Source organism: Kribbella italica, assembly GCF_014205135.1.
In the GTDB taxonomy this organism is placed as follows: domain Bacteria; phylum Actinomycetota; class Actinomycetes; order Propionibacteriales; family Kribbellaceae; genus Kribbella; species Kribbella italica.
In genome coordinates this window covers 823,556-847,011 of sequence record NZ_JACHMY010000001.1, presented here as the reverse complement: position 1 = coordinate 847,011, position 23,456 = coordinate 823,556, and the positions used below count along the sequence as shown (strand labels likewise).

Genomic DNA, 23,456 nt, shown 5'->3' with positions numbered 1-23,456 from the left:
ATAGTAGTGAATTGCGGGTTCTTACAGTCCGGAACCCGCGATGTCCGCAAGCGCGCAAAACACAGCCCCCCGGGCTCCCAGAGGGCCTCGGAGGGCTGCACCAACTACGAACAGTGATCAGCCGGCGATCAGGCCGTCGCCGCTGATCAGCTCCCGCATCTCGGCCAGCGTGCTGTCACCCGGCGGCAGGATCGCGTCGGAGTCGTGCAGCTCGTCGTCCGGCACCCGGTCGCCGTTGCGGACGAACGCCAGCAGCGCGGCGAAGGCGGTCTTGAAAGCGTCCTCGTCGCCGGCCGAGACGGCCTTCTCGAGATCGCCGTCGACCGAGTTCAGCTGGTCCAGCTTCTCGTCGGCGAGCCGGTACTGCCCCTCGCCCATGATGCGAACGATCATCGAACGTCTCCGTCCTGCGGTCGAACCGGCTCGGCCTGCTGGGCCGGCTGCTGAGCCGGCTGTGCCCCACCGGGGGCGTCCTGGGACAGCTGCTTGGGCGCCTCGGTGCCACCGACCTGCGCCTTCAGCGCGGCCAGCTCGCTCTCGACGTCCGAGCCGGTCGACATCCGCTCGAGCTCGAGGGTGATGCTGTCCTTGCTGGTGCCGGAGGCGTCGTCGAGCGCGCCGGAGGCCAGCAGCTCGTCGATCGCGCCCGCGCGGGCCTGCATCTGCTGGGTCTTGTCCTCGGCCCGCTGGACCGCCAGACCGACGTCGCTCATCTCCTCGGAGATGCCGGAGAAGGCCTCGTTGATCCGGGTCTGCGCCTCGGCCGCGGTGTAGGTGGCCTTGATGGTCTCCTTCTTGGTGCGGAAGGACTCGACCTTGGCCTGCAGCCGCTGCGAGGCGAGGGTGAGCTTCTCCTCCTCGCCCTGGAGCTGGGCGTGCTGGGCGGTCAGATCGTCGATCTGGCCCTGCAGGCCCGACTTGCGGGTCAGGGCCTCGCGGGCGAGGTCCTCCCGGTTCATCGAGAGCGCCTTCTGCGCCTGTTCCTGCAGCTTGGACGACTGGGCCTGCAGCTGCGAAGCCTGCAGCTCCACCCGCTTCCGGCTGGTGGCCACGTCGGCCACACCACGGCGTACCTTCTGCAGCAGTTCGAGCTGCTTCTGATACGAGTAGTCAAGAGTTTCGCGAGGATCCTCGGCCTTGTCCAAGGCGGTGTTCGCCTTGGCCTTGAAGATCGTCGACATCCGCCTGAAGATGCTCATCGATATCCGTACCCCTTCTGTGCCGGAGAGTGGACCCGGCGTGCGTGTCATCCACCCTATGTCCCCATGGGTCACGACACCATCAGGACCGGCCCCGATAAACTGGCCCGATCCTCCGGGGACCACCCCGAGTGGACGACTCGCAGCCCGAATGAGGTCCAGCTCCCGTGTTCCGTCGTAGCAAGTCCGAGACACCGTCCGACCCCGCCGCGGCGGAACCCCAGGGCAAGACCGGGGGCAAGGGCCGCCCGACCCCGACCCGGCGCGAGGCCGAGCAGGCCCGTAAGGCCGCGCTGAAGAAGCCGCGCAACCGCAAGGAGGCCTCGGCGTACCGGCGCGAGAAGATGCGCGCCGAGCGGGCCAAGATGCAGGACGCGATGAAGACCGGCGACGACCGGTACCTGCCGGCCGCCGACAAGGGCCCGGTCCGCCGGTTCGCCCGCGACTACGTCGACGCCCGCTGGTCGGTGATGGAGTTCGCGCTGCCGGTGCTGCTGGTGATCTCGTTGCTCGGCGTCGTCTTCTCGGGCGTGTTCACCTGGCTGCCGGGGCTGGTGAACCTGCTGTTCCTGGTGATGATCGCGTGCATCGCGGCCGACTGGTTCTTCCTGTCCAGCGGGCTGAAGCGGTCGATCGCGAAGAAGTTCCCGAACGAGGGCACCCGCGGGATCGGGTTCTACGCGGTCCGGCGGACCATGCAGATGCGGCGCTGGCGGCTGCCCAAGCCGATGGTCGCCCGCGGCGAGAAGCCGGCCTGAGCTGCTCGATGCGACCGTCGCTGGAGGGCCCGCCGGTCCTGAGTAACCTGTACGACGCCGCGCTGCGCAACCTGCTCGACGTCAACGTCACCGCCGCCGGGTTCGTCCGGGCCGGCGGGGGCTACGACGACCCGTGGACCCGCGACGCGGCGATCAACTGCTGGAACGCCGCCAGCCTGCTCGCGCCCGACGTGGCCCGGGCGACGCTGCTGAAGGTCTGCGACTCCGGCCGCGGGGTGGTGGCGCAGGACAACCAGTGGTGGGACCAGATCATCTGGGTGATCGGCGCGTGGCAGCACGTAGCGGTCACCGGCGACACCGCGTTCGCCGCGACGGCGTACGAGATCGGCCGGGCGTCGCTCGCGATCCTCGACCGGGAGCGCTTCGACCCCGCGACCGGCCTGTACGCCGGGCCGGCGCTGATGCAGGACGGGATCAGCGGGCTTCCGTCGTACGAGGAGGTGCAGTCGTCGGACGAGCAAGGGGGGTCGTTCGTGCTCGACTACCCGGGCACGGCGGAGCTGCGGTGCCTGTCGACCAACGCGGTGTACGTCCGGGCGCTGCGCTGCCTGGCGCTGCTGGGCGACGAGCCGCTGTTCGACCGCCGGGCCGACGTACTGGCCGAGGCGATCAACCTGCACCTCTGGGACGCCTCCGCCGGGCTGTACGGGTATTACCTGGGTCCGGACGGGCTCGACCGCCACCAGGAGACCGCCGGACTGGCCCTGGCCATCGACTTCGGCATCGCCGGGCCTTCCCGCACCCGTCAGATCCTCGCGGCCGCGCACCGCGAGCCGTACGGGATGGTCAACGTCTGGCCCCACTTCCCCCGGTACGACGCCGCCCGCCCCGGCCGGCACAACGCGATCTGCTGGCCGATGGTCATGGGCCTGTGGGGCGCGGCCGCCGCCTCAGCCGGTGATGCCCAGGCCTTCGGCCAGACCCTCGACGACCTGTCCCAGCTCTTCCACGGCTCCGGCGACGAGCTCTTCGAGCTCTACAACGCCACCACCGGCGCAGTCGACGGCGGCTGGCAGGTCGGCCGCCACTGGGAGTCCCTCCCCCACCAGACCTGGTCGGCCACCGCGTACCTCCGCCTGATCCACGAGTCCCTCTTCGGCCTCCACTTCACCCCGTCCGGCATCACCATCTCCCCAGTGGTCCCCGAGGGCCTGGGCGACCTCCACTTGACAGGCCTCCCCTACCGCTCCGCCACCCTCGACCTCACCCTCACGGGCTCCGGCACCCACTCCCAGGTCCTGCTCGACGGCCGGCCAACCACCGCCGTACCGGCTGACCTGACCGGCCACCACACGCTGACAATCGAGGTCAGTTGACCGACTGCCACCACCCCCTGGCCGGCGGACGTCCGTAGGTAGAGCGTCGGCGGGCGGTTGTCCGTGGGTGGAAGTAGGGTCTGAGGTATGGACTTTCGGTATCTCGGAAACAGTGGACTGAAGGTCAGCGAGATCTCCTACGGGAACTGGCTGACCCACGGGTCGCAGGTGGAGAACGAGCAGGCCAAGGCCTGTGTGAAGGCGGCGCTCGAGGCCGGGATCACCACGTTCGACACCGCGGACACCTACGCGAACACCGCGGCGGAGACCGTGCTCGGCGAGGCGCTGGAGGGGCAGCGGCGGGAGTCGCTGGAGATCCTCACCAAGGTGTACTGGCCGACCGGCCCGGGCGGACCGAACGACGTCGGCCTGTCCCGCAAGCACATCCACGAGTCGGTCAACGCGTCGCTCAAGCGGCTCAAGACCGACTACGTCGACGTCTACCAGGCGCACCGGTTCGACACCGAGACGCCGCTCGAGGAGACGATGGAGGCCTTCGCCGACGTCGTCCGCCAGGGCAAGGCGCTCTACATCGGTACGTCGGAGTGGACCGCCGACCAGCTCCGCGAGGGCCACCGGCTGGCCCGCGAGCTGCGCGTCCCGCTGATCTCCAACCAGCCGCGGTACAACATGCTCTGGCGCGTCATCGAGGCCGAGGTCGTCCCGGCCTCGGAGGAGCTCGGCATCGGCCAGGTCGTGTTCTCCCCGATCGCGCAGGGTGTGCTGACCGGCAAGTACAAGGCGGGCCAGCAGCCGCCGGAGGGTTCGCGCGCGACCGATGCCAAGGGCGGCGCGAACATGATCGGCCGCTGGCTCAAGGACGACGTGCTCAACCGCGTCCAGGAGCTGCAGCCGATCGCCGACGAGGTCGGGCTGAGCCTGTCCCAGCTGGCCGTCGTCTGGGTCCTGCAGAACCAGAACGTCTCCTCGGCGATCATCGGCGCGTCCCGCCCCGAGCAGGTCATCGAGAACGTCAAGGCGTCCGGCGTGAAGCTCGAGGACGCGCTGCTGAAGCGGATCGACGAGGTGCTCGGCTCCGCGATCGAGAGCGACCCGGCCAAGACCGCGCAGGACGCGCCGCAGACCCGGCCGGGCTCGTGAGCTGGACGTGGCGGTTCGAGACCGCCGCCGGTGAGCCGGCCGACCCAGGCGACCTGGGAGCCACGGACTTCTCCGCCCAGGGCGACGCGGAGAGCTGGCTCGGCGAGATCTGGCGCGAACTGGCCGACCAGGGCGTGGCCCAGGTCTACCTGCTCGAGGACGACCGCGAGGTCTACGGCCCGATGAGCCTGGCCGCACAGGAGTAGCACCGAGCAGGAGCCCGTACGGCGAGGTGGTGGTCCACCGCCTCGCTGTACGGGCGCTCGGCGCGTGTGGGGTGGCGCACGTTCGGCGTACGGGCTCACGCGCGCCTGGGCGCGGCGGCGGTAAGCTGCGGCCGAACTACTGCTGTGCCGCAGGGAAGCCGGTCCGAAGCCGGCGCTGACCCGCAACCGTAGGCCGCACCCGGACTCCACCGGGCGGCGGTGAGCCGGAACACTGCGTCCAGGCAGCAGGCTCACCGACCCGCCGAGGACCGCGGGAGGAGCCGGCCCCGTGTTCCCGGCGGTGCACCTCTCCTCTCGCAGGCCCGGCCCGAGCGAGGACACACGAGATGACTGCACACCGGACCCCGCGCCTGGTCCTCAGCCTGCTGGCGGGTTTCCTGCTGGCGGGGACCGTCACCGTCAGCGCTGCCCAGGCCGGCGGCACCACGCAGACCGGCGGCACAGCCCAAGTCGGCACCACTACGCAGACCGGCGCCACCAGCCAGACCAGCGGCGCGGCTCACGTCGGCACCACCGCCCAGGCCGGCCGCACAGCCCCCGCAGGCGTCAGCTCGACCACCGAGGACGGCTTCCGGTTCTGGGGCTACTACCAGTGGACCAACGGCAAATGGGCGTTCGCGCAGAAGGGCTCCGACCAGGTCGTCCCGGCCGACGGCGCCGTCGAGGGCTGGCGGTACGCCCTCGGCGGCAACACCCCCCGCGTCCCCCGCGCGACCGGTGACTTCGAGGCGATCTGCGGCGCGACCCCCGCCGAGACCGGCAAGAAGCGCGTCGCCCTGATCGTCGACCCCGGCACGCCCGTCGACTCCGAGAGCGGCGTCGCCCCGCCGCCGGCGACCGGCACCTGTGTGGTGACCGACGCGAAGGCGACCGGCGCCAAGGTGCTGGCCGCGACCGGTCCGGTGCGGATCGAGAAGGGCCTGACCTGCGGCATCGAGGGCTACCCGGCGACCGGCTGCGGCACCGCGGTGAAGAACATCAAGGTCCCCGCGACCGACGCGCCGGTCACGCTGGAGATCGGTCCGGCCGTCGGCTCGGCCGCGTCCCCGACCCCCGCGCCGAACCCGACCAACGCCGCCCAGCCGCCGACCGCTGACGAGGACGAGGGCGGCGCTCCGGTGACCGGCATCATCGTCGCCGCGGTCGTCGTACTGCTGCTGGCCGGCGGTGGCTTCGTGCTGGCTCGCCGACGCGCGCAGAGCTGATCAGGTGCGCGCGGTCCACCACCTGACTCTCCCCCGGGCTCTGCACCCGGGGGCGTGGTGGTTGTGGGCCCTGGGCTTGGCCGTAGCCGCCAGCAGGACCCGCAATCCGGTCCTGCTCATCCTGATCCTAGCGGTGGCGGGCTTCGTCGTGGCCGCGCGCCGCAGCGACGCCCCCTGGGCCAACAGCTACCTGGCCTTCCTCAAGCTCGGCCTGGTGGTGATCGGCCTCCGCGTCGTACTGCAGGCGCTCCTGTCGACCCGCTCCCAGGGCAACACCCTGCTGTTCACCCTGCCGCAGGTCCCCCTGCCGGACTGGGCCAGCGGCGTGAAACTCGGCGGCGAGGTGACCGCCGAGGCCCTGGTCACCGCCCTGTACGACGGCGGCCAGCTCGCCGTCATGCTGTGCTGCATCGGCGCGGCCAACGCCCTGGCCAGCCCGCGCCGCCTGCTCAAGTCGTTGCCCGGGGCCCTCTACGAGATGGGCGTCGCCTGCGTGGTCGCACTCACCTTCGCGCCGCAGCTGGTCACCGACGCGCGCCGGATCCGCGGCGCCCGCCGCCTGCGCGGCCGCACCCGCGGCTCGTTCCGTACGACGGCCATGCCGGTCCTGGAAGGCGCCCTGGACCGTTCGGTCGAGCTGGCCGCGGCGATGGACTCCCGGGGCTACGGCCGTACGGCGCACGTCCCGCGCCGCCAACGCCAGATCACCGGTGCCTCGGTCCTGCTCGGTCTGCTCGGCATCATGCTCGGCGTCTACTCCCTGCTCACCGATGCGATGGCCGCACCGGCAGCAGGCGGGGCGCTGGCGTTCGGCGTACTGCTGGCGACCGGTGCGATGGCTGTCGGGCGGCAGCGGGTCACCCGCACCCGCTACCGGCCGGACCCGTGGGCCCTGCCGGAGTGGCTCGTCATCGCCTCCGGTGCACTCGCTGCGGCCGCGCTGATCATCGCAGCGGCTCGTGGTGTCGAGGGGCTGGTGCTGCCGGGTCCGCTGGTCGTGCCGCCGGTCCCGCTGCTGCCGGTGCTCGGCATCCTGATCGGCCTGGCCCCCGCGGTCGCAGCTCCTCCCCTGACCCGACGACGTGAGCTGGTGGCGGCATGATCGAGTTCGACCGGGTCACCGTCACGTACGACGGCGCCGCCGCGCCCGCGCTCCGGGACGTGAGCTTCACCGTGCCCGAGGGCGAGCTGGCGCTGGTGATCGGCCGGACCGGTTCCGGCAAGTCCACGCTGCTGCGGGCGATCAACGGGCTGGTCCCGCACTTCACCGGTGGGACGCTGGCCGGCCGGGTGCTGGTGAACGGCCGCGACACCAAGGACTACCGGCCGCGCGACCTGGCGGACGTGGTCGGCATCGTCGGGCAGGACCCGATGGCCGGGTTCGTCACCGACACGGTCGAGGACGAGCTGGCCTACAGCATGGAGTCGCTCGGCGTCCCGCCGGACGTGATGCGGCGCCGGGTGGAGGAGACACTCGACCTGCTCGGGCTGGCCGACGTACGGGACCGGCCGCTGACCGCACTGTCAGGCGGGCAGCGGCAGCGGACGGCCATCGGGGCTGCACTGACCTCTCACCCGGCTGTCCTCGTGCTGGACGAGCCGACGTCGGCGCTGGACCCGCAGGCGGCCGAAGAGGTGCTGGCCGCGCTGCAGCGGCTGGTGCACGACCTGGGCGTGACGGTGGTGATGGCCGAGCACAGGCTCGAGCGGGTGATCCAGTACGCCGACCGAGTGGTCGAGATCTCAGGCGCCGTCACCGGCGGGCTGCCGGCGGGGAGAGCCGGGGCGGTGTCGACCGGCCTTCCCGCTGACCTCATGGTGACTGCACCGGTCGCACCCCCGGTGGTGGAGCTGGGGCGACTGGCTGGATGGTCGCCGATGCCGCTGTCGGTGCGGGACGCACGCCGGGCGGCCGGCGTACTGCGGGAGCGGTTGGGCGACCACCGGCCGATCTCCCGGGTCGCGGTGATCGGCAAGGAGATTGCCCGGTGCAACGACCTGGTGGTCAGCTACGGGAACGTACCGGCCCTGCGGGGCGTCTCGCTGACGTTGCAGGCCGGTGAGGTGATCGCACTGATGGGCCGCAACGGCGCCGGCAAGTCCACGCTGCTCAACGCACTGGTGGGGCTCGTCCAGCCGCGCTCCGGCAGTGTGGCGGCCGCGGGGCTCGACCCACGGCGTACGAAGCCCAAGCAGTTGGTCAAGGCGGTCGGACTGGTACCGCAGGAGCCCGCTGACCTGCTGTACGCACCGACTGTGGCCGAGGAGTGCGCCGGAGCCGACAGCGACTTCCGGGTGGCGGCTGGTAGCTGCCGGGCGCTGCTGGAGCGGCTGGCTCCGGACGTCGACGACCAGATGCACCCGCGCGACCTGTCGGAGGGACAGCGGCTCTGCCTGGCGCTGGCCGTCGTACTGTGCGGTGCTCCTCCCCTGCTGCTGCTCGACGAGCCGACGCGCGGGCTGGACTACGGCGCGAAGCGGCGACTGGTCGAGATCCTGCGCGAGCTCGCTGCGGACGGGCACGCGGTCGTGCTGTCGACCCACGACGTCGAGATGGTCGCCGAGGTCGCGACGCGCGTCCTGGTCCTGGCCGACGGCGAACTGGTCAGCGACGGCGACACCGCGACAGTCATCGCCGGCTCCCCGGCGTTCGCGCCGCAGGTCGCCAAGATCCTTGCGCCGTTGCCGTTCCTGACCGTCGGCGAAGTCGCCACCGCGCTGGAGCGCGCCTCGTGACGACGCTGCAGGTGCCTTCGCGGCTGGTGCGGCTGAAGCCCCGCAGTACGGCGACGCTGCTGCTGGCGTCAGCGGTCGGCCTACTGGCGTTCGGCTGGCCGCTGATCTGGCAGACCGACCAGGGCGGCGCCTCCGCGCTCGGCCACACCACTGACGCGCCCTGGCTGTTCGTCCTGCTGCTGCCGTTGCTGGTGGCCGTCGTACTGGCTGAGCTGGCCGAGTCAGGCATCGACGCGAAGGTCATCTCCCTGCTCGGCATGCTGGCCGCAGTCGGCGCCGCACTGCGGGCGCTAGGGCCCGGCACGGCAGGGCTGGAGCCAGGCTTCTTCCTGCTCATCCTGGCCGGCCGAGCCTTCGGCGCGGGCTTCGGCTTCGTCCTGGGCGCTGTGTCGCTGCTGGCCGGTGCACTGATCAGCGGCGGTGTCGGGCCGTGGATGCCGTTCCAGATGCTCGCCTGCGCCTGGGTCGGCTGCCTGGCCGGCCTGCTGCCGCGGGTCGGTGGCCGGCTCGAGCTGCTCCTGCTGGCGGCGTACTCGCTCGTCGCCGGCATCCTGTACGGCGTGGTGATGAACCTCTGGTTCTGGCCGTACGCGACCTTCGGCAGCGACTTCTCGTTCATCCCCGGCGACGGCCTGGCCGAGAACTTGCACCGCTACTTCCTGTTCGTCGTCGCCACGTCGCTCGGCTGGGACATTCCGCGCGGCATCCTGTGCGCCGTACTGGTCCTCGCCCTGGGACGCCCGGTGCTGAAGGCCTTCCGCCGGACGGCGCGGAAGGCCGCGTTCGACGTACCCATCAGCTTCGACCGCACCGATGGCTGAGCTCGTCACCGGCCCCGACGGCGCGACCGTCGACGGCGTCCTGCGCCTCGGCGCCGCCGGCTTCACCCCGGCCGAGGGCTACCAAGTCACGAGCACCCGGACCGCGACCGGCATCCGGTACGACGTACTGACGCCCTCGGGCGACCAGCTCTCGTGGACCGCACCTGGGGCTGCACGGCGGACGCTCGTCCTCGGCGGGGCCCGCTCCGGCAAGTCGACGGAGGCCGAGCGGCTGCTCGCGGCGGCCGCGGACACCTTGTACGTCGCGACCGGCGGCGACGGCTCGGCGGATCCCGAGTGGGCCGACCGCATCGCCAAGCACCGCGCGCGCCGGCCGGCCTCGTGGGGGCTGGCGGAGACGATCGATCTCGTTCCCCTGCTGGCGTCCGACGGGCCGCCGTTGCTGATCGACTGCCTCACGTTGTGGCTCGCCCGCACGATGGACAGCTGCGACATCTGGGAGCGTCCGGAGAACGTGGATCAGGTCGAGCAGCGGATCGAGCAGCTCGCCGCCGCGTGGTCGGCCACGGCTCGCCAGGTAGTTGCCGTCAGCAATGAGGTCGGCTCGGGCGTGGTACCGGCCGACGCGGGCACGCGGTTGTTCCGCGACTTGATGGGCCGGCTGAACGCAACGATCTCCCGGGAGTCCGACACCGTCCTGTGGTGCGTGGCCGGACGGACGATCGCACTGTGAGAGGCACAGCATGAGGTACGACGGGCTGCGGCTGGCGTTCGGGACTTTGACGGTCCTGCCTACTCCAGCGCCTCGGCAGGTGGATCGGGCGACAGCCGGCGGAGCGATGCTGCTGGCGCCGGTGGCCGGCGTGGTGATCGGTGGGCTGGCGGCCGCGGTGGTCGCGATCGTCCAGGCCCTGCAGCCGGGCGCGGACCTGTTGGCGGCGGTGCTGGGGGTGGTCGCCCTGTGCGCGCTCTCCGGCGCACTCCACCTCGACGGGCTCGCGGACACGGCCGACGCCTTCGGCAGCCGCCGCGACCGGGAGACCAAGCTCCGCATCATGAAGCAGAGCGACATCGGCCCGTTCGGCGTGGTCGCGATCGCCGCCGTCCTGCTGATCGACGTCGCCGCCCTCACCACCTGCATCCAGGCGGGCTTCGGCTGGCAGGCCGTTCTCGTCGCGACCGTCGCCGGCCGGCTCACGCTCCCCTGGTCCTGCCGCGTCGGCGTACCGTCCGCACGGCCCGACGGCCTCGGCGCGATGGTCGCCGCCACGGTCCGCCCGTACGCCGCCGTACTGGTCACCTCGGCGGCCTTGGCCCTGCTCCTCGCGCTCGCCTGGCTCACTGCATCCACCACTGCACCGGCCCTCGTCGGCACCATCCTGACCGTATTGCTCGGCGTCGCCCTGGCCCTCGCCGCCACCCGCCGAGCCCGCGCCGCTCTGGGCGGCATCACCGGTGACACCCTCGGCGCGACCGTCGAACTCGCGGTCCCGATCGGCCTCCTCGCCCTCGCTTTGTCGCTCTGACTCCTGACTCTTCGGAGTCCGACCGCCACCGCGTGTAGTGCCTGGACAGCCCTCCGTGGGTTCCGGCGCGGGTGGGACTGATGGTGCATTAGTGTCGCGGCGGACGTCCTGACGGTCAGGACTACGCGTAACGGCGAGGACACATGGCGATCACGGTCAGACCGAGGGGCAGCATTCCGGCGACGGAATCCCTCCGATCCGTTATCTTTATGTAATGAACGCAACCCGCCCGGCACCTGGCTCACAGGCTTCGCTCCGCGAAGCCAACCGTGAGCGTGTTCTGGGGGTTGTCCGGCAGCACGGTCCGCTCACCCAGGTCGAGATCGCCGCCGCCTCCGGACTGTCCGCCGCCACGGTGTCGAACATGGTCAAGGAGCTCGACCAGGCCGGCCTGGTCGGGGTGTCGCCCAGCATCCGCAACGGCCGCCGCGCCGTCCTGGTGTCGCTCGCCTCCGGCGGCGGCCTGCTCGCCGGGGTCGCGTTCGGCGAGCGCGACGTCCGGGTCGCGATCGCGTCCGAGAGCCGCGAGATCCTCGCCGAGCAGCTGATGCCGCTGCAGGCCGACCACGTCGCCGACGACGGGATGGAACGCGCCGCCCGGCTGCTCGCCGACCTCGCCGAGACCGTCGGCCAGGGCGTCGAGGACATCGGCGCGATCGGGTTCGGCCTGCCGACGCCGGTCGACTCGGTCAGCGGCGAGGCCGGGTCCGACGCGGTCCTGCCCGGCTGGCGCGGGGTCAACATCGCCGCGGCGATGGCCGGGTACCTGCGCGCCCCGGTCGCGCTCGACAACACCGCCAACCTGGCCGCGCTCGGCGAGCTGCGGGCCGGCGCGCTGCGCGACGTACGGCACGGGTGCTACATCAAGTTCTCGTACGGCGTCGGCGCGGGCATCGTGCTCGGCGGCGAGGTGTTCCGCGGCTCGGCCGGTACGGCGGGCGAGATCGGCCACCTGACCATCGACGAGAACGGCCCGATCTGCCGCTGCGGCAACCGCGGCTGCCTGGACACCTTCGTCGGCTCCCGCGCGCTGCTCAACTCGCTCGCCGCCTCGCACGGCCCGCTGCGCCTGCGCGACGTCATCACCCGCGCCCTGGCCGGCGACCTCGGCTGCCGCCGCGTCGTCGAGGACGCCGGCCGCCGCGTCGGCGTCGCCGTGGCCGGCCTGGTCAACCTGTTCAACCCCGAGGTGATCGTCGTCGGCGGCAGGATGGCCGAGGCCGGCGACCTCATCCTCAACCCGATGCGCGAGGCCCTCGACCGCTGCGCCATCCCCAGCGCCGCCGCCACCGTCGACCTGCGCCCCGCCGAGCTCGGCGACGCCGCCGACGTCCTCGGCGCCATCGAACTGGCCTCCGTCCTCAGCCACACCCGCGTAGCCCGCGCGTAACGCGGCGGGAGGTTCCAGGCCTCGGCCCGTGAGCGCTCTCATGCTCCAAGGCATCTGTGTGACAACGATATTTCTATTTCTTGAATTCAAGGCTTGACGTCAAGCCTCGAGCGAGCTTGACTTCGATTAGGCCTACTCGGGCCCTCACGTCAAGGAGTCACCAGATGTCCGTTTCACCAACTCGTCTCGTCGGCCTCGGTATCGCCGTGTCGGCCCTGGCTGTGTCCCTGGTCGCCTGTGGATCGGACGACGGAGGCTCCGACTCGGCCGGCGGCTCGGGCGGCAAGAAGATCGCCCTGCTGCTCCCCGAGTCCAAGACCACCCGGTACGAGGCCCTCGACCGGCCGCTGTTCACCGAGGCTCTCAAGGCCGCCTGCGCCGACTGCGAGCTGATCTACAGCAACGCCGACCAGGACGCCGCCAAGCAGCAGACCCAGGCCGAGGCCGCGCTGACCCAGGGCGCCAACGTGCTCGTGCTCGACCCGGTCGACGGCAAGGCCGCCGCCGCGGTCGTCGCCTCCGCCAAGGGCCAGAACGTGCCCGTCATCGCCTACGACCGCTTCATCGAGGGCGCCAACTACTACGTCTCGTTCGACAACGAGACCGTCGGCAAGCTGCAGGCGCAGACCCTGGTCGACACCCTGAAGGCGGCCGGCAAGACCACCGGCAACCTGGCCATGATCAACGGCGCGCCGACCGACCCGAACGCGGCCGACTTCAAGAAGGGCGCGCACAGCGTGCTCGACACCAGCGGCTACAAGATCGCCGCCGAGTTCGACACCCCGGACTGGAGCCCGGACAAGGCCCAGGCCTGGATGGAAGGCCAGCTGAGCGCGATCAAGAACGGCCTGGTCGGCGTGTACGCCGCCAACGACGGCACCGCGGGCGGTGCGATCGCGGCCCTCAAGGGTGGCGGCGTGAACCCGCTCCCGCCGGTCACCGGTCAGGACTCCGAGCTCGCCGCGATCCAGCGGATCGTCGCCGGCGACCAGGCGATGACCATCTACAAGGCTGTCAAGCCGCAGGCCGAGGCCGCCGCGAAGGCCGCCGTCGCCCTGGCCGGTGGCGGCGAGGCCGAGTCGACCGGTGACTTCAAGGGCGTGAAGTCCACGATCCTGGACCCGATCGCCGTCACCAAGGCCAACATCAACGACACTGTGGTGAAGGACGGCATCTACAAGGTGACCGACATCTGCACCGCGTCGTTCGCGACCGCCTGCACGGCCGCCGGCCTCAAGTAAGGCAGCCCACCCCGGTTGGCACCCCCGGCTCTGAGGAGGCCGGGGGCGCCACCGGGGTGACGGCCGTGAACGAACCTCTCAGGAGCTGAATCGATGACTGTCACACCCACCCCCGTCGCCACCGGCACCGTGCTGGCGCTACGGGGCGTCTCCAAGCGCTTCGGCGCGGTCCAGGCCTTGAAGAACATCGAGCTGGACGTCCGGGCCGGCGAGGTGCTCGCCCTGGTCGGCGACAACGGCGCCGGCAAGTCGACGCTGGTCAAGACCATCGCCGGCGTCTACACCGCCGACGACGGCACGATGGTGTTCGACGGGCAGGAGGTACGGGTCGGCAGCCCTGCCGAGGCGCAGCAGCTCGGCATCGCCACCGTCTTCCAGGACCTGGCCCTGTGCGACAACCTCGACGTGGTCGCGAACCTGTACCTCGGTCGCGAGCTGCGCAAGGGCAAGGTGCTCGACGAGGTCGAGATGGAACGCTCCTCCTGGGAGCTGCTCCGCCAGCTGTCCGCGAAGATCCCCAGCGTCCGGATCCCGGTGGCCAGCCTGTCCGGCGGCCAGCGGCAGACCGTCGCGATCGCCCGCAGCCTGCTCGGCCAGCCCAAGGTCGTGATGCTGGACGAGCCGACCGCGGCGCTCGGCGTGGCCCAGACCGCCGAGGTGCTGAACCTGGTCGAGCGGCTGCGCGAACGCGGCCTCGCGGTCATCCTGATCAGTCACAACATGGCCGACGTGATGGCGGTGGCCGACCGGGTCGCCGTCCTGCGGCTCGGCCGCAACAACGGCGTCTTCACGGTCGCCGAGACCAAGACCCAGGACATCATCGCCGCCATCACCGGCGCGACGGACAACGCGGTCTCCGAGCGCGCGGCGCGCCGGACGCAGCAGGAAGGTACGGCATCATGACCACCCCGGTCGACGGTTCCAAGGCGGCCGTGCAGGACACGGTGCCCGAGGCAACGAACGGTGGCGCCGCGCTCCCGGCCGACCTGCAGGACGAGCGGCTGATCGCCAGCCACGGCCTCGGCGGCGCGGTCTCCGCCTTCACGGCGCGGCTGCGGACCGGTGATCTCGGCTCGGTCCCGGTCGTGGTCGGCCTGGTGATCATCTGGGCGGTGTTCCAGATCTCCAACAGCAACTTCCTGTCCAGCCGCAACCTGGTCAACCTGACCCTGCAGACCACGTCGGTCGGCGTGATCGCGATCGGCATCGTGCTGGTCCTGCTGCTCGGCGAGATCGACCTGTCGGTCGGTTCGGTCAGCGGCCTGGCGGCCGCCGTACTGGGTGTCACCTTCGTCAACGAGGGCTGGCCGCTGGTGCTCTCGCTGGTCGCCGGTGCGGGGCTCGGTCTGGTGATCGGGTTGTTCTACGCCGCGCTCTACAACCGGTTCGGGGTGCCCAGCTTCGTCATCACGCTGGCCGGCCTGCTCGGTTTCCTCGGTCTGCAGCTGCTGGTCCTGGGCAAGGAGGGTTCGCTCAACCTGCCCTTCGACTCCGCGCTCGTCGGGTTCGCGACCCGCAGCTTCCTGTCGCCCGCGCTGGCCTACGGGCTGATCGCGGTCGTCGTCGCCGTGTACGTGCTGACCCGGCTGCGCGGTAGAGGCGCCCGCGCCGCGGCCGGGCTGTCGGCCGCACCGACGTCGATGATCGCGATCAAGGCCGGCGCGCTCGCCCTGGTGCTGCTCGTACCGGTCCTGGTGCTGAACGGCGACCGCGGCGTCTCGTCGATGTTCGTGCTGTTCCTCGTCCTGGTGGTGGCGACGGACTTCGCGATCCGCCGGACCCGCTGGGGCCGCTCGGTGATGGCGGTCGGCGGCAACGTCGAGGCCGCTCGCCGGGCCGGCATCAACGTCCGGTTCATCTACCTGTCGGTGTTCGCCGCCTGCTCGACCTTCGCCGCCGTCGGCGGGCTGCTCGCCGCGGCCCGGCTGGTCGCGGTGAACCAGAGCAGCGGTGGCGCCGACACGAACCTGAACGCGATCGCCGCCGCCGTCATCGGCGGGACCAGCCTGTTCGGCGGCCGCGGTTCGGCGTACTCGGCACTGCTCGGCGCGCTGGTGATCATGTCGATCTCCAACGGCCTGGCGCTGCTCAGCCTGGACTCCAGCGTCCGCTACATGGTCACGGCCGGCGTACTCCTGGTCGCCGTGACGATCGACTCGCTCAGCCGCCGCAGCCGCCAGGCCCACGGCCGAGCCTGACTGTGCGATTTTTCTAGGCAGGTGGGTTGCTGCCTGACCCCTGCATCGGCAGCAGCCCGCCGTACCACCAACGGACCGCGACTCCCCCGCCCGGGAGTCGCGGTCCGTTCTCTGTACGCCGTACCGCCGTCGAGCGCCTTCGGAGGCACAATGTCGGCCATGAGCACACGACGGCCGCCGATCAAGGCGCAGGCCACCTCCGAGGACCAGACGGTCACCACGCTGGAGCTCTTCTTCGACCTGGTGTTCGTCTTCGCGCTGACCCAGATCACCGCGTTGATGGCGCACGACCTGACCTGGGGCGGCGCGGTCCGCGGGCTGCTGCTGATCGGGCTGCTGTGGTGGAGCTGGATCGGCTTCTCCTGGCTCTGCAACCTGGTCAAGGCCGACGAAGGCTCGGTCCGGACGGTGATGCTGCTGGCGATGGGAGCGATGTTCCTGATCGCGCTGGCCATCCCGGAGGCGTTCCACGACCTGCCGGGCGGGCTGCCGGGGCCGGTCGTGATCGCGATCGCGTACTTCCTGTTCCGGGCGCTGCACCTGGTGCTGTTCTGGGTGATCGCGGACGGCGACAAGACCCTGCGCCGTACGCTCGTCCGCTTCGCGCCGGCGATGCTGGCCGGTACGGCGTTGCTGCTGGTTGCGTCGCAGTTCGACGGCCGCACCCAGACGCTGCTGTGGGCCGCCGCGCTGGCCGCGGACTACGGCGGCACCTACCTGATCGACGCACGCGGCTGGCGGCTGCGCTCGGCCGGTCACTTCGCCGAGCGGCACGGGCTGATCGTGATCATCGCGCTGGGCGAGTCGATCGTCGCGATCGGCGTCGGCGTCACCGACCTGCCGATCTCCTGGCCGATCATCATCGCGTCGCTGCTCGGGCTGGCGGTCTCGGCGGCCCTGTGGTGGATCTACTTCGACGCGACCGTGCACTACGGCGAGCAGGCGCTCGCGGCCGAACCGCACGAGACCCGGCCGAAGCTGGCCCGGGACGCGTACACGTTCCTGCACTTCCCGATGGTGGCCGGCATCGTGCTGCTCGCGCTCGGACTGAAGAAGGTCCTCGAGTACGTCGGCGACACCGAGCACCACCACCTCGACGACCCGCTGAAGGGGATCGGGCTGTACGCGCTGTTCTTCGGCGTCGTGTTCTACCTGCTCGGCCATGTCGGGTTCAAGTACCGGACGACGCACACGATCGGATGGAGCCGGCTGATCACGGCCGCGCTCTGCGTCGTCGCGGTGTTCGCCCTGGCCAAGGTCCCGGCGCTCGGGCAGGTCGGCGGACTGGCGGTGCTGCTGGCCGGGCTGGTCGCGTTCGAGTCGGTGCGGTTCGCACAGGAGCGGGACGAGCTCCGGCACGGACATTCGAGCTAGCTGAAGGTTTCCCGCGCCGCGGCCGCTCCTAGGCTGCGGCGCGTGAAGCTCGTAGCAGACCAGCAGGAGTTGGCCGCCCGCGTCGGCTGGGTCGCCGGCGGACTCCCCCACCGCACCAGTACGCCGGTACTGCTCGGCTTGTTGTTCACGGCCGGCTCCAGCACGACCGTTGCCGGGACCGATCACGCGATGACCGCTCAGGTCAGGCTGGACTGCCAGGTCGATGCCGAGGGCACCTGCTTGGTCCCGGGCCGGATGCTCGCGGAGATCACCAAACTCCTACCACCCGGCCCGGTGGAACTGACCGCCGCCGACAACCGCTTCGTCGTGCGCAGCGGAGATGCTGTCTACTCGCTGCCGTTGCTACCGGTGGCCGACTACCCGACGAACACCGCCGAGCGGAGCCAGGCACCGCTCGTAGCCGAGCGAAGCGAAGGCGGGGGCGACGCTGCCTCCTCACCCTCCCCCCGTTCAGCGGTGGATGCTGGTGAGTTCGCCGTCGCGGTGGGGCAGGTGGGGGTTTCTGCTGCCCGGGACGATGTGGTGCCTGCGCTGGCCGGGATCAATCTCAGCTTCTCCGGCGACACCGTGGAGCTGGCGAGCACCGATCGGTACCGGCTGGGAATCGCTCAAGTCCGCCTGACTGAGACGGTGGCGGCGTTCGACGTACTGGTGCCCGCGAAGGCGCTCGGTGACCTGTCGCGCGCGTTCGCCGCCGACGGCGGGCAGGTGCTGCTGTCGCTGGCCGACGAGACCTTGCTGCTGCGCAACAACGACCGGTCCGCCTGGGTGCGCACGCTCAGCGGCCCGTACCTTCCGTACCGGCGGATCGTCCCCGCCGACACCCCGATCAGCGCGACCGTCGACCGAGCGGCCTTGCGCGACGTGGCGAAGCGGCTGAGCATCGTCGCGGACGGGATGACACCGATCTGGCTCGAGTACGGCGCAAGCTCGGTCCGCGTGTACGCCGGATCGGGTGACGACGCGTCCGGTGCCGAGACGCTTGCGATCACCGGCTCGGGTGATCCGCTGACGGTGGCGTTCACCGGCCGGCTGCTGCTGGACGCGATCAACTCGTTCACCGGTGATCGGCTGACCATGTCGTACACGGGCGGCCGTCAGCCCGCGGTGCTCACGAGCGAGCCGAACTACCTGCACGTCATCACACCGCGGCTACTCCCCCAGGCCTGACGACCGGCGACGGCGGGGAAGACATGACTCGGCCCCGGCCTGCGTGCAGCAGGGCGGGGCCGAGGTCGGCGTACTCAGGCCGTGGCGGCGGTCAGGTCGACCTTCGGCTCGGCGAAGTGACAGGCAGCGGTGTGCCCGTTCGTCGAGCGCGGCTTGATCTCCAGCAGCGGCTCCTGCGTGGCGCAGATGTCCTCCGCCTTCCAGCACCGGGTCCGGAACCGGCAGCCGCTCGGCGGGTCGATCGGCGACGGAACGTCCCCGACCAGCCGGATCCGCTCCTTCGGCGGGACACCACGGATGGTGCCCAGGTCGGGAGCGGCCGACAGCAGCGCCTGCGTGTACGGGTGCTGCGGAGCGGTGTAGATCTGCTCCCGCGGGCCCTGCTCGACGATCTTGCCCAGGTACATCACGGCCACGGTGTCGCAGAAGTGCCGGACCACGCCGAGGTCGTGCGCGATGAAGACGAACGCGATGCCCAGGTCGCGGCGCAGGTCCTCCATCAGGTTCATCACCTGCGCCTGGATCGACACGTCCAGCGCCGAGACCGGCTCGTCGGCGATGATCACCTCGGGCTCGACCGCGAGCGCCCGGGCGATGCCGATCCGCTGCCGCTGACCGCCGGAGAACTCGTTCGGGTAGCGGTTGTGGTGCTCGGGGTTCAGGCCGACCCGCTCCAGCAGCTCCTGGACACGCTCGAGCTCCTTGCCCTTCTTCACCAGGTTGTGCACCCGCAACGGCGTACTGATGATGTTGCTGACCGTCTGCCGCGGGTTCAGCGAGCTGTACGGGTCCTGGAAGACGATCTGCAGCTCCCGGCGGAACGGGCGCAGGTCCTTCTCCTTCAGCCGGGCGATGTCGGTGCCCTTGAACAGGATCTGGCCGGCCGTCGGGGTCAGCAGCCGGGTGATCATCCGGCCGGTGGTCGACTTGCCGCAGCCGGACTCGCCGACCAGGCCGAGGCTGCCGCCGGGGGCCAGGTCGAAGCTGACGCCGTCGACGGCCTGGACCACCTTGCGGGTCCGGCCGAGACCGGCGGCCTCCTTGATCGGGAAGTGCATCTTGAGGTCGCGGACCTGCAGCAGCGGCGTGGCCTGCGCGGCGGGTCGGGCGTCCTGCACGGGGTTGCTCATCTCTCTCCTCAGCCCAGTCTCGGTGCGACCTCGGCCTCGTAGATCGAGGCCTTGTCGTGCAGGTGGCAACGGGACGTGTGGGCACCGGCGCCGTCGACCGGCAGCAGCTCGGGCAGGTCGGTGGTGCAGCGCTCGCCCTTGACCCGCTCCTTGTAGGGGCAGCGGGGGTTGAACGAGCAGCCACTGGGCAGGTTCAGCAGGCTCGGCGGCAGACCCTTGATCGGGCGCAGCCGCTCGCTGGCCGCCGACACCGTCGGGATCGACTCCAGCAGGCCCCAGGTGTAGGGCATCCGCGGCTGGGCCAGGACGTCGGCGGCGGTGCCGTACTCGACGCAGCGGCCGGCGTACATGACCAGGACGTCGTCGGCCATCTCGGCCACCACGCCGAGGTCGTGCGTGATCAGCACGATCGCCGAGCCGAACTCCTTCTGCAGGTTGTTCAGCAGGTCCAGGATCTGCGCCTGGACGGTGACGTCGAGCGCGGTGGTCGGCTCGTCGGCGATCACCAGCTTCGGGTCGTTGACCAAGCCCATCGCGATCATCGCGCGCTGCCGCATACCGCCGGAGAACTCGTGCGGGTACTGCTTGAACCGGCGGACCGGGTTCGGGATGCCGACCAGGTCGAGCATCTCCAGGGCGCGCTTCTTGGCGACGTCCTTGGACACCTTGTGGTGCACCAGGTACGCCTCGGAGATCTGGTTGCCGACCGTGTAGAGCGGGTGCAGCGACGACTGCGGGTCCTGGAACACCATCGAGACGGCGTCGCCGCGGACCTTCATCAGGTCGCTCTCGGGCAGGCCGACGATCTCGTCGCCGCCGAGCTTGATCGAGCCGGTGATCCGGGTCCGCTTGCGGTCGTGCAGGCCCATCACGGCCATGCTGGAGACCGACTTGCCCGACCCGGACTCGCCGACGATCGCCAGCGTCCGGCCCAGCGGTACGGCGTACGACAGGCCGTTCACCGCGCTGACCAGGCCGTCGGCGGTCGGGAACTTGACCGTCAGATCGGTGACCTCGAGGTACGGCGTCTCGCCGCTCGGGCTGAGCGATCCGGCCCGGCGCTCGCGGGTCGCGATCGACGGTCCGCGGCCGGCGTCGGCTGCGTGCTCGCTCATCGGGTTACTGTCCTTCCCGGGCTCGTTGGTGGGTGTGCTCATGACAGCCTCACCCGCGGGTCGACGATGCTGTAGGCGACGTCGACCAGGAAGTTCATCGCGACCAGGATCACCGACGCGATCAGTACGGTGCCCATGATCACCGGCAGGTCGTAGGTCTGCAGGCTCTCCAGCACCAGGTTGCCCAGGCCGGGAAGGTCGAAGATGCGCTCGGTGAAGATCGCGCCGGCCAGGCTGCCGGCGATGTCCAGACCGAAGATCGTGATCACGGGGATGAGGCCCGAGCGCAGCGCGTGCTTGTAGGTCACCTTCCGGTCCGACAGACCCTTGGCCCGCGCGGTCCGGATGAAGTCCTCGCTCAGCGTCTCGACCATCGAGCCCCGCGAGTAGCGCGCGTACTGCGTGCAGTTGTAGACCCCGATCACCAGCCAGGGCGTCAGGAAGCCGAGGAACCACTTGGCCGGATTGTCCGTCAGTGGCGTGTAGCCACCGCGCGGCAGGATCGGGTAGAGGATCGTCAGGTAGAGCGAGACCATCAGCGCCACGATGTAGAACGGCACCGAGCTGAGCACCAGCGTGCTGGTCATCAGCACCCGGTCGCCCACGCTGCCGCGTCGTTTGGCGGCCATCGAGCCGACGAACACACCGATGGTCAGCACCAGGATGGCGTAGCCGGCGACCAGCGACACCGTGACCGGGATGCGCTCCTTCAGCATCTGGGTCACCGGGCGGTCGTTCTTGAACGAGAAGCCCAGACAGGGCACGTTGCACTTCTGCACGACACCGGCGGTCTCGAAGGTCCGCCCGGCGAAGATTCCCGCCGTGTACTCGGCGAACTGCTGCACCTTGGGTCTGTCGAGGTGCAGGTTCTCCTTGATCTCGTTGTAGCGCTCCTGGGTGCAGTTGCGCTCACCGCAGATCGCCGCGGCCGGGTCGGTCGGGGCGACGAAGAACAGCGTGAAGGTCGCGATAAGCGTGACCAGTACGACGCTGAGCGCGCTCACCAGCCGGCGCGCCACGAAGTAGAGCACGGGGGTTTTCTCCTCACCGATCGGGGTGGTGACCGAACCGAGGTCCGGTCACCACCCCACCATCAGATGATCAGACTGCTAGTTGTCCCGGCGTACCGGAACCTGTGGTTCCGGCGAACCGGATCAGGGCTGCTTCAGGTAGATCGAGGTGAACTCGGGCATGCCCTGCGTGACGTCGTTGATGACGTGACCGAGGTTCTTGCCGATCGGGAACGCGCTCGCGCTGTAGTACAGCGGGATCGCGGGCAGGAAGTCCTCGAGGATCTTGCGGTCGACCTTCGACCACTCCTTCAGCTGCTCGTCCGGGGTCAGTGCCGCGACCCGGTCGATCTCGGCGTCCAGGGCCTTGTCCTGGATCATGCCGATGCTGTTGTTCAGCTTGACCGCGTCGGACCGGAACAGCACCGGGAACCAGCTGGTTCCCTGCGGCCAGTCCGAGCACCAGCCCGCGGGGCCCTGACCGATGTTGACCGGAGCGTTCATGTCGTTGGTCAGGCTGCGGATCTTGGCCTTCGGCACACCGACCGACTTGACCTTGAAGCCGGCCGCGGTGAACACCTGGGTCCACAGCTGGTTCTGCTGCTGACGGATCTTGTCGTCGTTGGAGTAGTAGTAGCTCAGCTCGAAGTTCTCCTTGCCGAGCTCCTTCAGCTTGCCCTTGATCTCCTCCGCGACGGCCGGGTCCTCGGCGCCCTTACCGGATCCGGTCAGGCCCGGCAGCTCGAACTTCTCGTAGCCCGGGACGGCCGGCGGCAGGATGGTGGAGGCCGGGATGGCGCTGTCCGGGGTCAGACCGCGGACCTTGCGCCAGCTGGCGTACGGGAAGGCCTGCGCGACCAGCTTGCGGACCTCCATCGGGATCTTCCGCACGTCCATGCCGAGCACGATGGTGCAGGGCGAGTTACCGCGGACGATCTGGCTCTGGTCCTTGACCTCGGGCACCAGGCTGGCGTCGAGGTTGCTGTAGTTCAGCGCGTTCGCGTCGGCCCCGTTGCTGGCCAGCACCTGGCGCTGCACCTTGAGCAGGTCCTGGGAGAACTTGAAGTCCCACTTGTCGACGTACTGGTGCCGCACCGGGTCGGAGTTGGCGTCCCAGTTCGGGTTCTTGGTGAGCTTCAGCTGCGTCCCAGCGGTGTAGCTCTCGACCATGTACGGACCGGTCGTCATCGGCTTCTGGTCGTAGGACTGCTTGGTGTCCTTGGCCTTCGGGATCGGCGTGAACATCGGGAACGCCGCGTAGAACGGCAGGTCGTCGAACTTCTTCGCCAGGCGGATGACCAGGGTCGACTCGTCCGGGGTCTCGACGCCGGCGTAGTTGTCGCCGTCGGCGTACGGCCCCATGTACTTCTCGCCGTCCTTGAAGAACTGCTGCTGGTACGTCGGGCCGGAGTCGTACAGGTCGTGCGCGAACGACCGCTTGATCGCGTACGCGTAGTCGGCGGCCTTGACCGGCGAGCCGTCCATGTACTTGATGCCCTGCTTGAGCTTGAACGTCCAGGTCAGGCCGTCGGCCGACTTGGTGCCCAGGTCCTCGGCGAGGTCGGGGACGAGGACCGGCTTACCGGTCTTGTCGTCCAGCTTGTACTGGGTCAGCGCCCGGTACATCAGCTTGCCGATCTGGTTGCCGTCGACGTAGTAGATGTTGGTCGGGTCGAAGGTGCTCGGCGTGACGTCGGACAGCACCGTCGCGGTGCCGCCCTTCTTCGCGCCCTCGACCTCGGGGGCCGGGCCCTTCAGAGTCGGGTCGGTGGCCTTCTCCTGCGCCGTGCCCGCGTCGCCCGCTTTTCCGTTGTCGCCGCCGTTGTTCGACGACGGCGTGCCACAGGCCACGGCGGTCATCATGACCGTCGCCGCGACAGCGGTGATCCGCTTCCACTGCATTGTTGTCTTTCTCCTTTTCTGCCGCTGGGGCAAC

22 protein-coding genes are annotated in these 23,456 nt (G+C 70.1%); 16 read left to right on the top strand and 6 right to left on the bottom strand.

All coding sequences use genetic code 11. The annotated features are described in order from the left end of the window. Positions 1–117 precede the first annotated feature (117 nt). Complete coding sequence (pspAA, locus tag HDA39_RS04080; RefSeq protein WP_184793903.1) at positions 118–393, bottom strand: PspA-associated protein PspAA; 276 nt, start codon at positions 391–393, stop codon at positions 118–120. Next, positions 390–1,199 carry a PspA/IM30 family protein gene (locus HDA39_RS04075; RefSeq protein WP_184793902.1) on the bottom strand — a complete coding sequence of 270 codons (810 nt, stop codon included), beginning with the start codon at positions 1,197–1,199 and terminating at the stop codon, positions 390–392. The genes pspAA and HDA39_RS04075 overlap by 4 nt, the downstream gene beginning before the upstream one ends. Positions 1,200–1,366: 167 nt before the next feature. Between HDA39_RS04075 and HDA39_RS04070 the strand changes: the two genes are divergently transcribed. From HDA39_RS04070 to dnaN, 16 genes are all read left to right on the top strand, one after another. Further along, positions 1,367–1,957, top strand: a complete 591-nt coding sequence (locus HDA39_RS04070; RefSeq protein WP_184793901.1) for a DUF3043 domain-containing protein — start codon at positions 1,367–1,369, stop codon at positions 1,955–1,957. 8 nt (positions 1,958–1,965) lie between these two features. Continuing rightward, positions 1,966–3,294: an MGH1-like glycoside hydrolase domain-containing protein gene (locus HDA39_RS04065; RefSeq protein ID WP_184793900.1), complete on the top strand. Its 1,329-nt coding sequence runs from the start codon at positions 1,966–1,968 to the stop codon at positions 3,292–3,294. Positions 3,295–3,381: 87 nt separating this feature from the next. Next, a complete protein-coding gene (locus HDA39_RS04060) occupies positions 3,382–4,395 on the top strand; it encodes an aldo/keto reductase family protein (protein ID WP_184793899.1) in 1,014 nt (337 codons plus the stop codon). Then, positions 4,392–4,601: a hypothetical protein gene (locus HDA39_RS04055; RefSeq protein ID WP_184793898.1), complete on the top strand. Its 210-nt coding sequence runs from the start codon at positions 4,392–4,394 to the stop codon at positions 4,599–4,601. Before HDA39_RS04060 ends, HDA39_RS04055 begins: the two co-directional genes overlap by 4 nt. 347 nt (positions 4,602–4,948) lie before the next feature. Beyond that, positions 4,949–5,827 (top strand): SCO2322 family protein, encoded by an 879-nt coding sequence (locus HDA39_RS04050; RefSeq protein ID WP_238355969.1) that lies wholly within the window; start codon positions 4,949–4,951, stop codon positions 5,825–5,827. A 4-nt stretch (positions 5,828–5,831) separates the two neighbouring features. Further along, positions 5,832–6,929 carry a CbiQ family ECF transporter T component gene (locus HDA39_RS04045; protein WP_184793897.1) on the top strand — a complete coding sequence of 366 codons (1,098 nt, stop codon included), beginning with the start codon at positions 5,832–5,834 and terminating at the stop codon, positions 6,927–6,929. Next, positions 6,926–8,563, top strand: a complete 1,638-nt coding sequence (locus HDA39_RS04040; protein WP_184793896.1) for an ABC transporter ATP-binding protein — start codon at positions 6,926–6,928, stop codon at positions 8,561–8,563. The genes HDA39_RS04045 and HDA39_RS04040 overlap by 4 nt, the downstream gene beginning before the upstream one ends. Then, positions 8,560–9,384, top strand: a complete 825-nt coding sequence (locus HDA39_RS04035) for an ECF transporter S component (protein ID WP_184793895.1) — start codon at positions 8,560–8,562, stop codon at positions 9,382–9,384. Before HDA39_RS04040 ends, HDA39_RS04035 begins: the two co-directional genes overlap by 4 nt. Next, positions 9,377–10,078 (top strand): bifunctional adenosylcobinamide kinase/adenosylcobinamide-phosphate guanylyltransferase, encoded by a 702-nt coding sequence (locus tag HDA39_RS04030; RefSeq protein WP_184793894.1) that lies wholly within the window; start codon positions 9,377–9,379, stop codon positions 10,076–10,078. Before HDA39_RS04035 ends, HDA39_RS04030 begins: the two co-directional genes overlap by 8 nt. Positions 10,079–10,088: 10 nt before the next feature. After that, positions 10,089–10,871 carry an adenosylcobinamide-GDP ribazoletransferase gene (locus HDA39_RS04025; RefSeq protein WP_184793893.1) on the top strand — a complete coding sequence of 261 codons (783 nt, stop codon included), beginning with the start codon at positions 10,089–10,091 and terminating at the stop codon, positions 10,869–10,871. 214 nt (positions 10,872–11,085) lie between these two features. Next, positions 11,086–12,261, top strand: coding sequence for an ROK family transcriptional regulator (locus HDA39_RS04020; protein WP_184793892.1), 1,176 nt, complete (start codon positions 11,086–11,088; stop codon positions 12,259–12,261). A gap of 164 nt (positions 12,262–12,425) precedes the next feature. Beyond that, positions 12,426–13,502: a substrate-binding domain-containing protein gene (locus HDA39_RS04015; RefSeq protein ID WP_184793891.1), complete on the top strand. Its 1,077-nt coding sequence runs from the start codon at positions 12,426–12,428 to the stop codon at positions 13,500–13,502. Between the two features lie 93 nt (positions 13,503–13,595). Continuing rightward, entirely contained in the window at positions 13,596–14,405 is an 810-nt protein-coding gene (locus tag HDA39_RS04010; RefSeq protein WP_184793890.1) for an ATP-binding cassette domain-containing protein, read from the top strand. After that, positions 14,402–15,700 carry a sugar ABC transporter permease gene (locus HDA39_RS04005; RefSeq protein WP_202892859.1) on the top strand — a complete coding sequence of 433 codons (1,299 nt, stop codon included), beginning with the start codon at positions 14,402–14,404 and terminating at the stop codon, positions 15,698–15,700. The genes HDA39_RS04010 and HDA39_RS04005 overlap by 4 nt, the downstream gene beginning before the upstream one ends. 159 nt (positions 15,701–15,859) lie before the next feature. Beyond that, the gene (locus tag HDA39_RS04000; protein WP_184793889.1) at positions 15,860–17,074 is read left to right on the top strand and encodes a low temperature requirement protein A; all 1,215 of its coding nucleotides are present in this window, start codon (positions 15,860–15,862) and stop codon (positions 17,072–17,074) included. A gap of 42 nt (positions 17,075–17,116) precedes the next feature. Beyond that, entirely contained in the window at positions 17,117–18,265 is a 1,149-nt protein-coding gene (gene dnaN, locus HDA39_RS03995; RefSeq protein WP_184793888.1) for a DNA polymerase III subunit beta, read from the top strand. Between the two features lie 74 nt (positions 18,266–18,339). On the opposite strand, the gene HDA39_RS03990 is transcribed toward dnaN, so the two are convergent. From HDA39_RS03990 to HDA39_RS03975, 4 genes are all read right to left on the bottom strand, one after another. After that, the gene (locus tag HDA39_RS03990) at positions 18,340–19,395 is read right to left on the bottom strand and encodes an ABC transporter ATP-binding protein (RefSeq protein ID WP_184793887.1); all 1,056 of its coding nucleotides are present in this window, start codon (positions 19,393–19,395) and stop codon (positions 18,340–18,342) included. 8 nt (positions 19,396–19,403) lie between these two features. Next, complete coding sequence (locus tag HDA39_RS03985; protein WP_238355968.1) at positions 19,404–20,510, bottom strand: ABC transporter ATP-binding protein; 1,107 nt, start codon at positions 20,508–20,510, stop codon at positions 19,404–19,406. Between the two features lie 38 nt (positions 20,511–20,548). Next, positions 20,549–21,541 carry an ABC transporter permease subunit gene (locus tag HDA39_RS03980; protein WP_184793886.1) on the bottom strand — a complete coding sequence of 331 codons (993 nt, stop codon included), beginning with the start codon at positions 21,539–21,541 and terminating at the stop codon, positions 20,549–20,551. A 123-nt stretch (positions 21,542–21,664) separates the two neighbouring features. Continuing rightward, positions 21,665–23,422: an ABC transporter substrate-binding protein gene (locus HDA39_RS03975; protein WP_184793885.1), complete on the bottom strand. Its 1,758-nt coding sequence runs from the start codon at positions 23,420–23,422 to the stop codon at positions 21,665–21,667. Between the last annotated feature and the right edge of the window lie 34 nt (positions 23,423–23,456).

What these genes read in the sequence shown, in the direction of transcription:
- pspAA (WP_184793903.1), bottom strand. Translation starts at nt 393, where the DNA reads ATGATCGTTCGCATCATGGGCGAGGGGCAGTACCGGCTCGCCGACGAG.
- HDA39_RS04075 (WP_184793902.1), bottom strand. Translation starts at nt 1,199, where the DNA reads ATGAGCATCTTCAGGCGGATGTCGACGATCTTCAAGGCCAAGGCGAAC.
- HDA39_RS04065 (WP_184793900.1), top strand. Translation starts at nt 1,966, where the DNA reads ATGCGACCGTCGCTGGAGGGCCCGCCGGTCCTGAGTAACCTGTACGAC.
- HDA39_RS04060 (WP_184793899.1), top strand. Translation starts at nt 3,382, where the DNA reads ATGGACTTTCGGTATCTCGGAAACAGTGGACTGAAGGTCAGCGAGATC.
- HDA39_RS04050 (WP_238355969.1), top strand. Translation starts at nt 4,949, where the DNA reads ATGACTGCACACCGGACCCCGCGCCTGGTCCTCAGCCTGCTGGCGGGT.
- HDA39_RS04040 (WP_184793896.1), top strand. Translation starts at nt 6,926, where the DNA reads ATGATCGAGTTCGACCGGGTCACCGTCACGTACGACGGCGCCGCCGCG.
- HDA39_RS04030 (WP_184793894.1), top strand. Translation starts at nt 9,377, where the DNA reads ATGGCTGAGCTCGTCACCGGCCCCGACGGCGCGACCGTCGACGGCGTC.
- HDA39_RS04025 (WP_184793893.1), top strand. Translation starts at nt 10,089, where the DNA reads ATGAGGTACGACGGGCTGCGGCTGGCGTTCGGGACTTTGACGGTCCTG.
- HDA39_RS04020 (WP_184793892.1), top strand. Translation starts at nt 11,086, where the DNA reads ATGAACGCAACCCGCCCGGCACCTGGCTCACAGGCTTCGCTCCGCGAA.
- HDA39_RS04015 (WP_184793891.1), top strand. Translation starts at nt 12,426, where the DNA reads ATGTCCGTTTCACCAACTCGTCTCGTCGGCCTCGGTATCGCCGTGTCG.
- HDA39_RS04010 (WP_184793890.1), top strand. Translation starts at nt 13,596, where the DNA reads ATGACTGTCACACCCACCCCCGTCGCCACCGGCACCGTGCTGGCGCTA.
- HDA39_RS04005 (WP_202892859.1), top strand. Translation starts at nt 14,402, where the DNA reads ATGACCACCCCGGTCGACGGTTCCAAGGCGGCCGTGCAGGACACGGTG.
- HDA39_RS04000 (WP_184793889.1), top strand. Translation starts at nt 15,860, where the DNA reads ATGAGCACACGACGGCCGCCGATCAAGGCGCAGGCCACCTCCGAGGAC.
- HDA39_RS03990 (WP_184793887.1), bottom strand. Translation starts at nt 19,395, where the DNA reads ATGAGCAACCCCGTGCAGGACGCCCGACCCGCCGCGCAGGCCACGCCG.
- HDA39_RS03985 (WP_238355968.1), bottom strand. Translation starts at nt 20,510, where the DNA reads ATGAGCGAGCACGCAGCCGACGCCGGCCGCGGACCGTCGATCGCGACC.
- HDA39_RS03975 (WP_184793885.1), bottom strand. Translation starts at nt 23,422, where the DNA reads ATGCAGTGGAAGCGGATCACCGCTGTCGCGGCGACGGTCATGATGACC.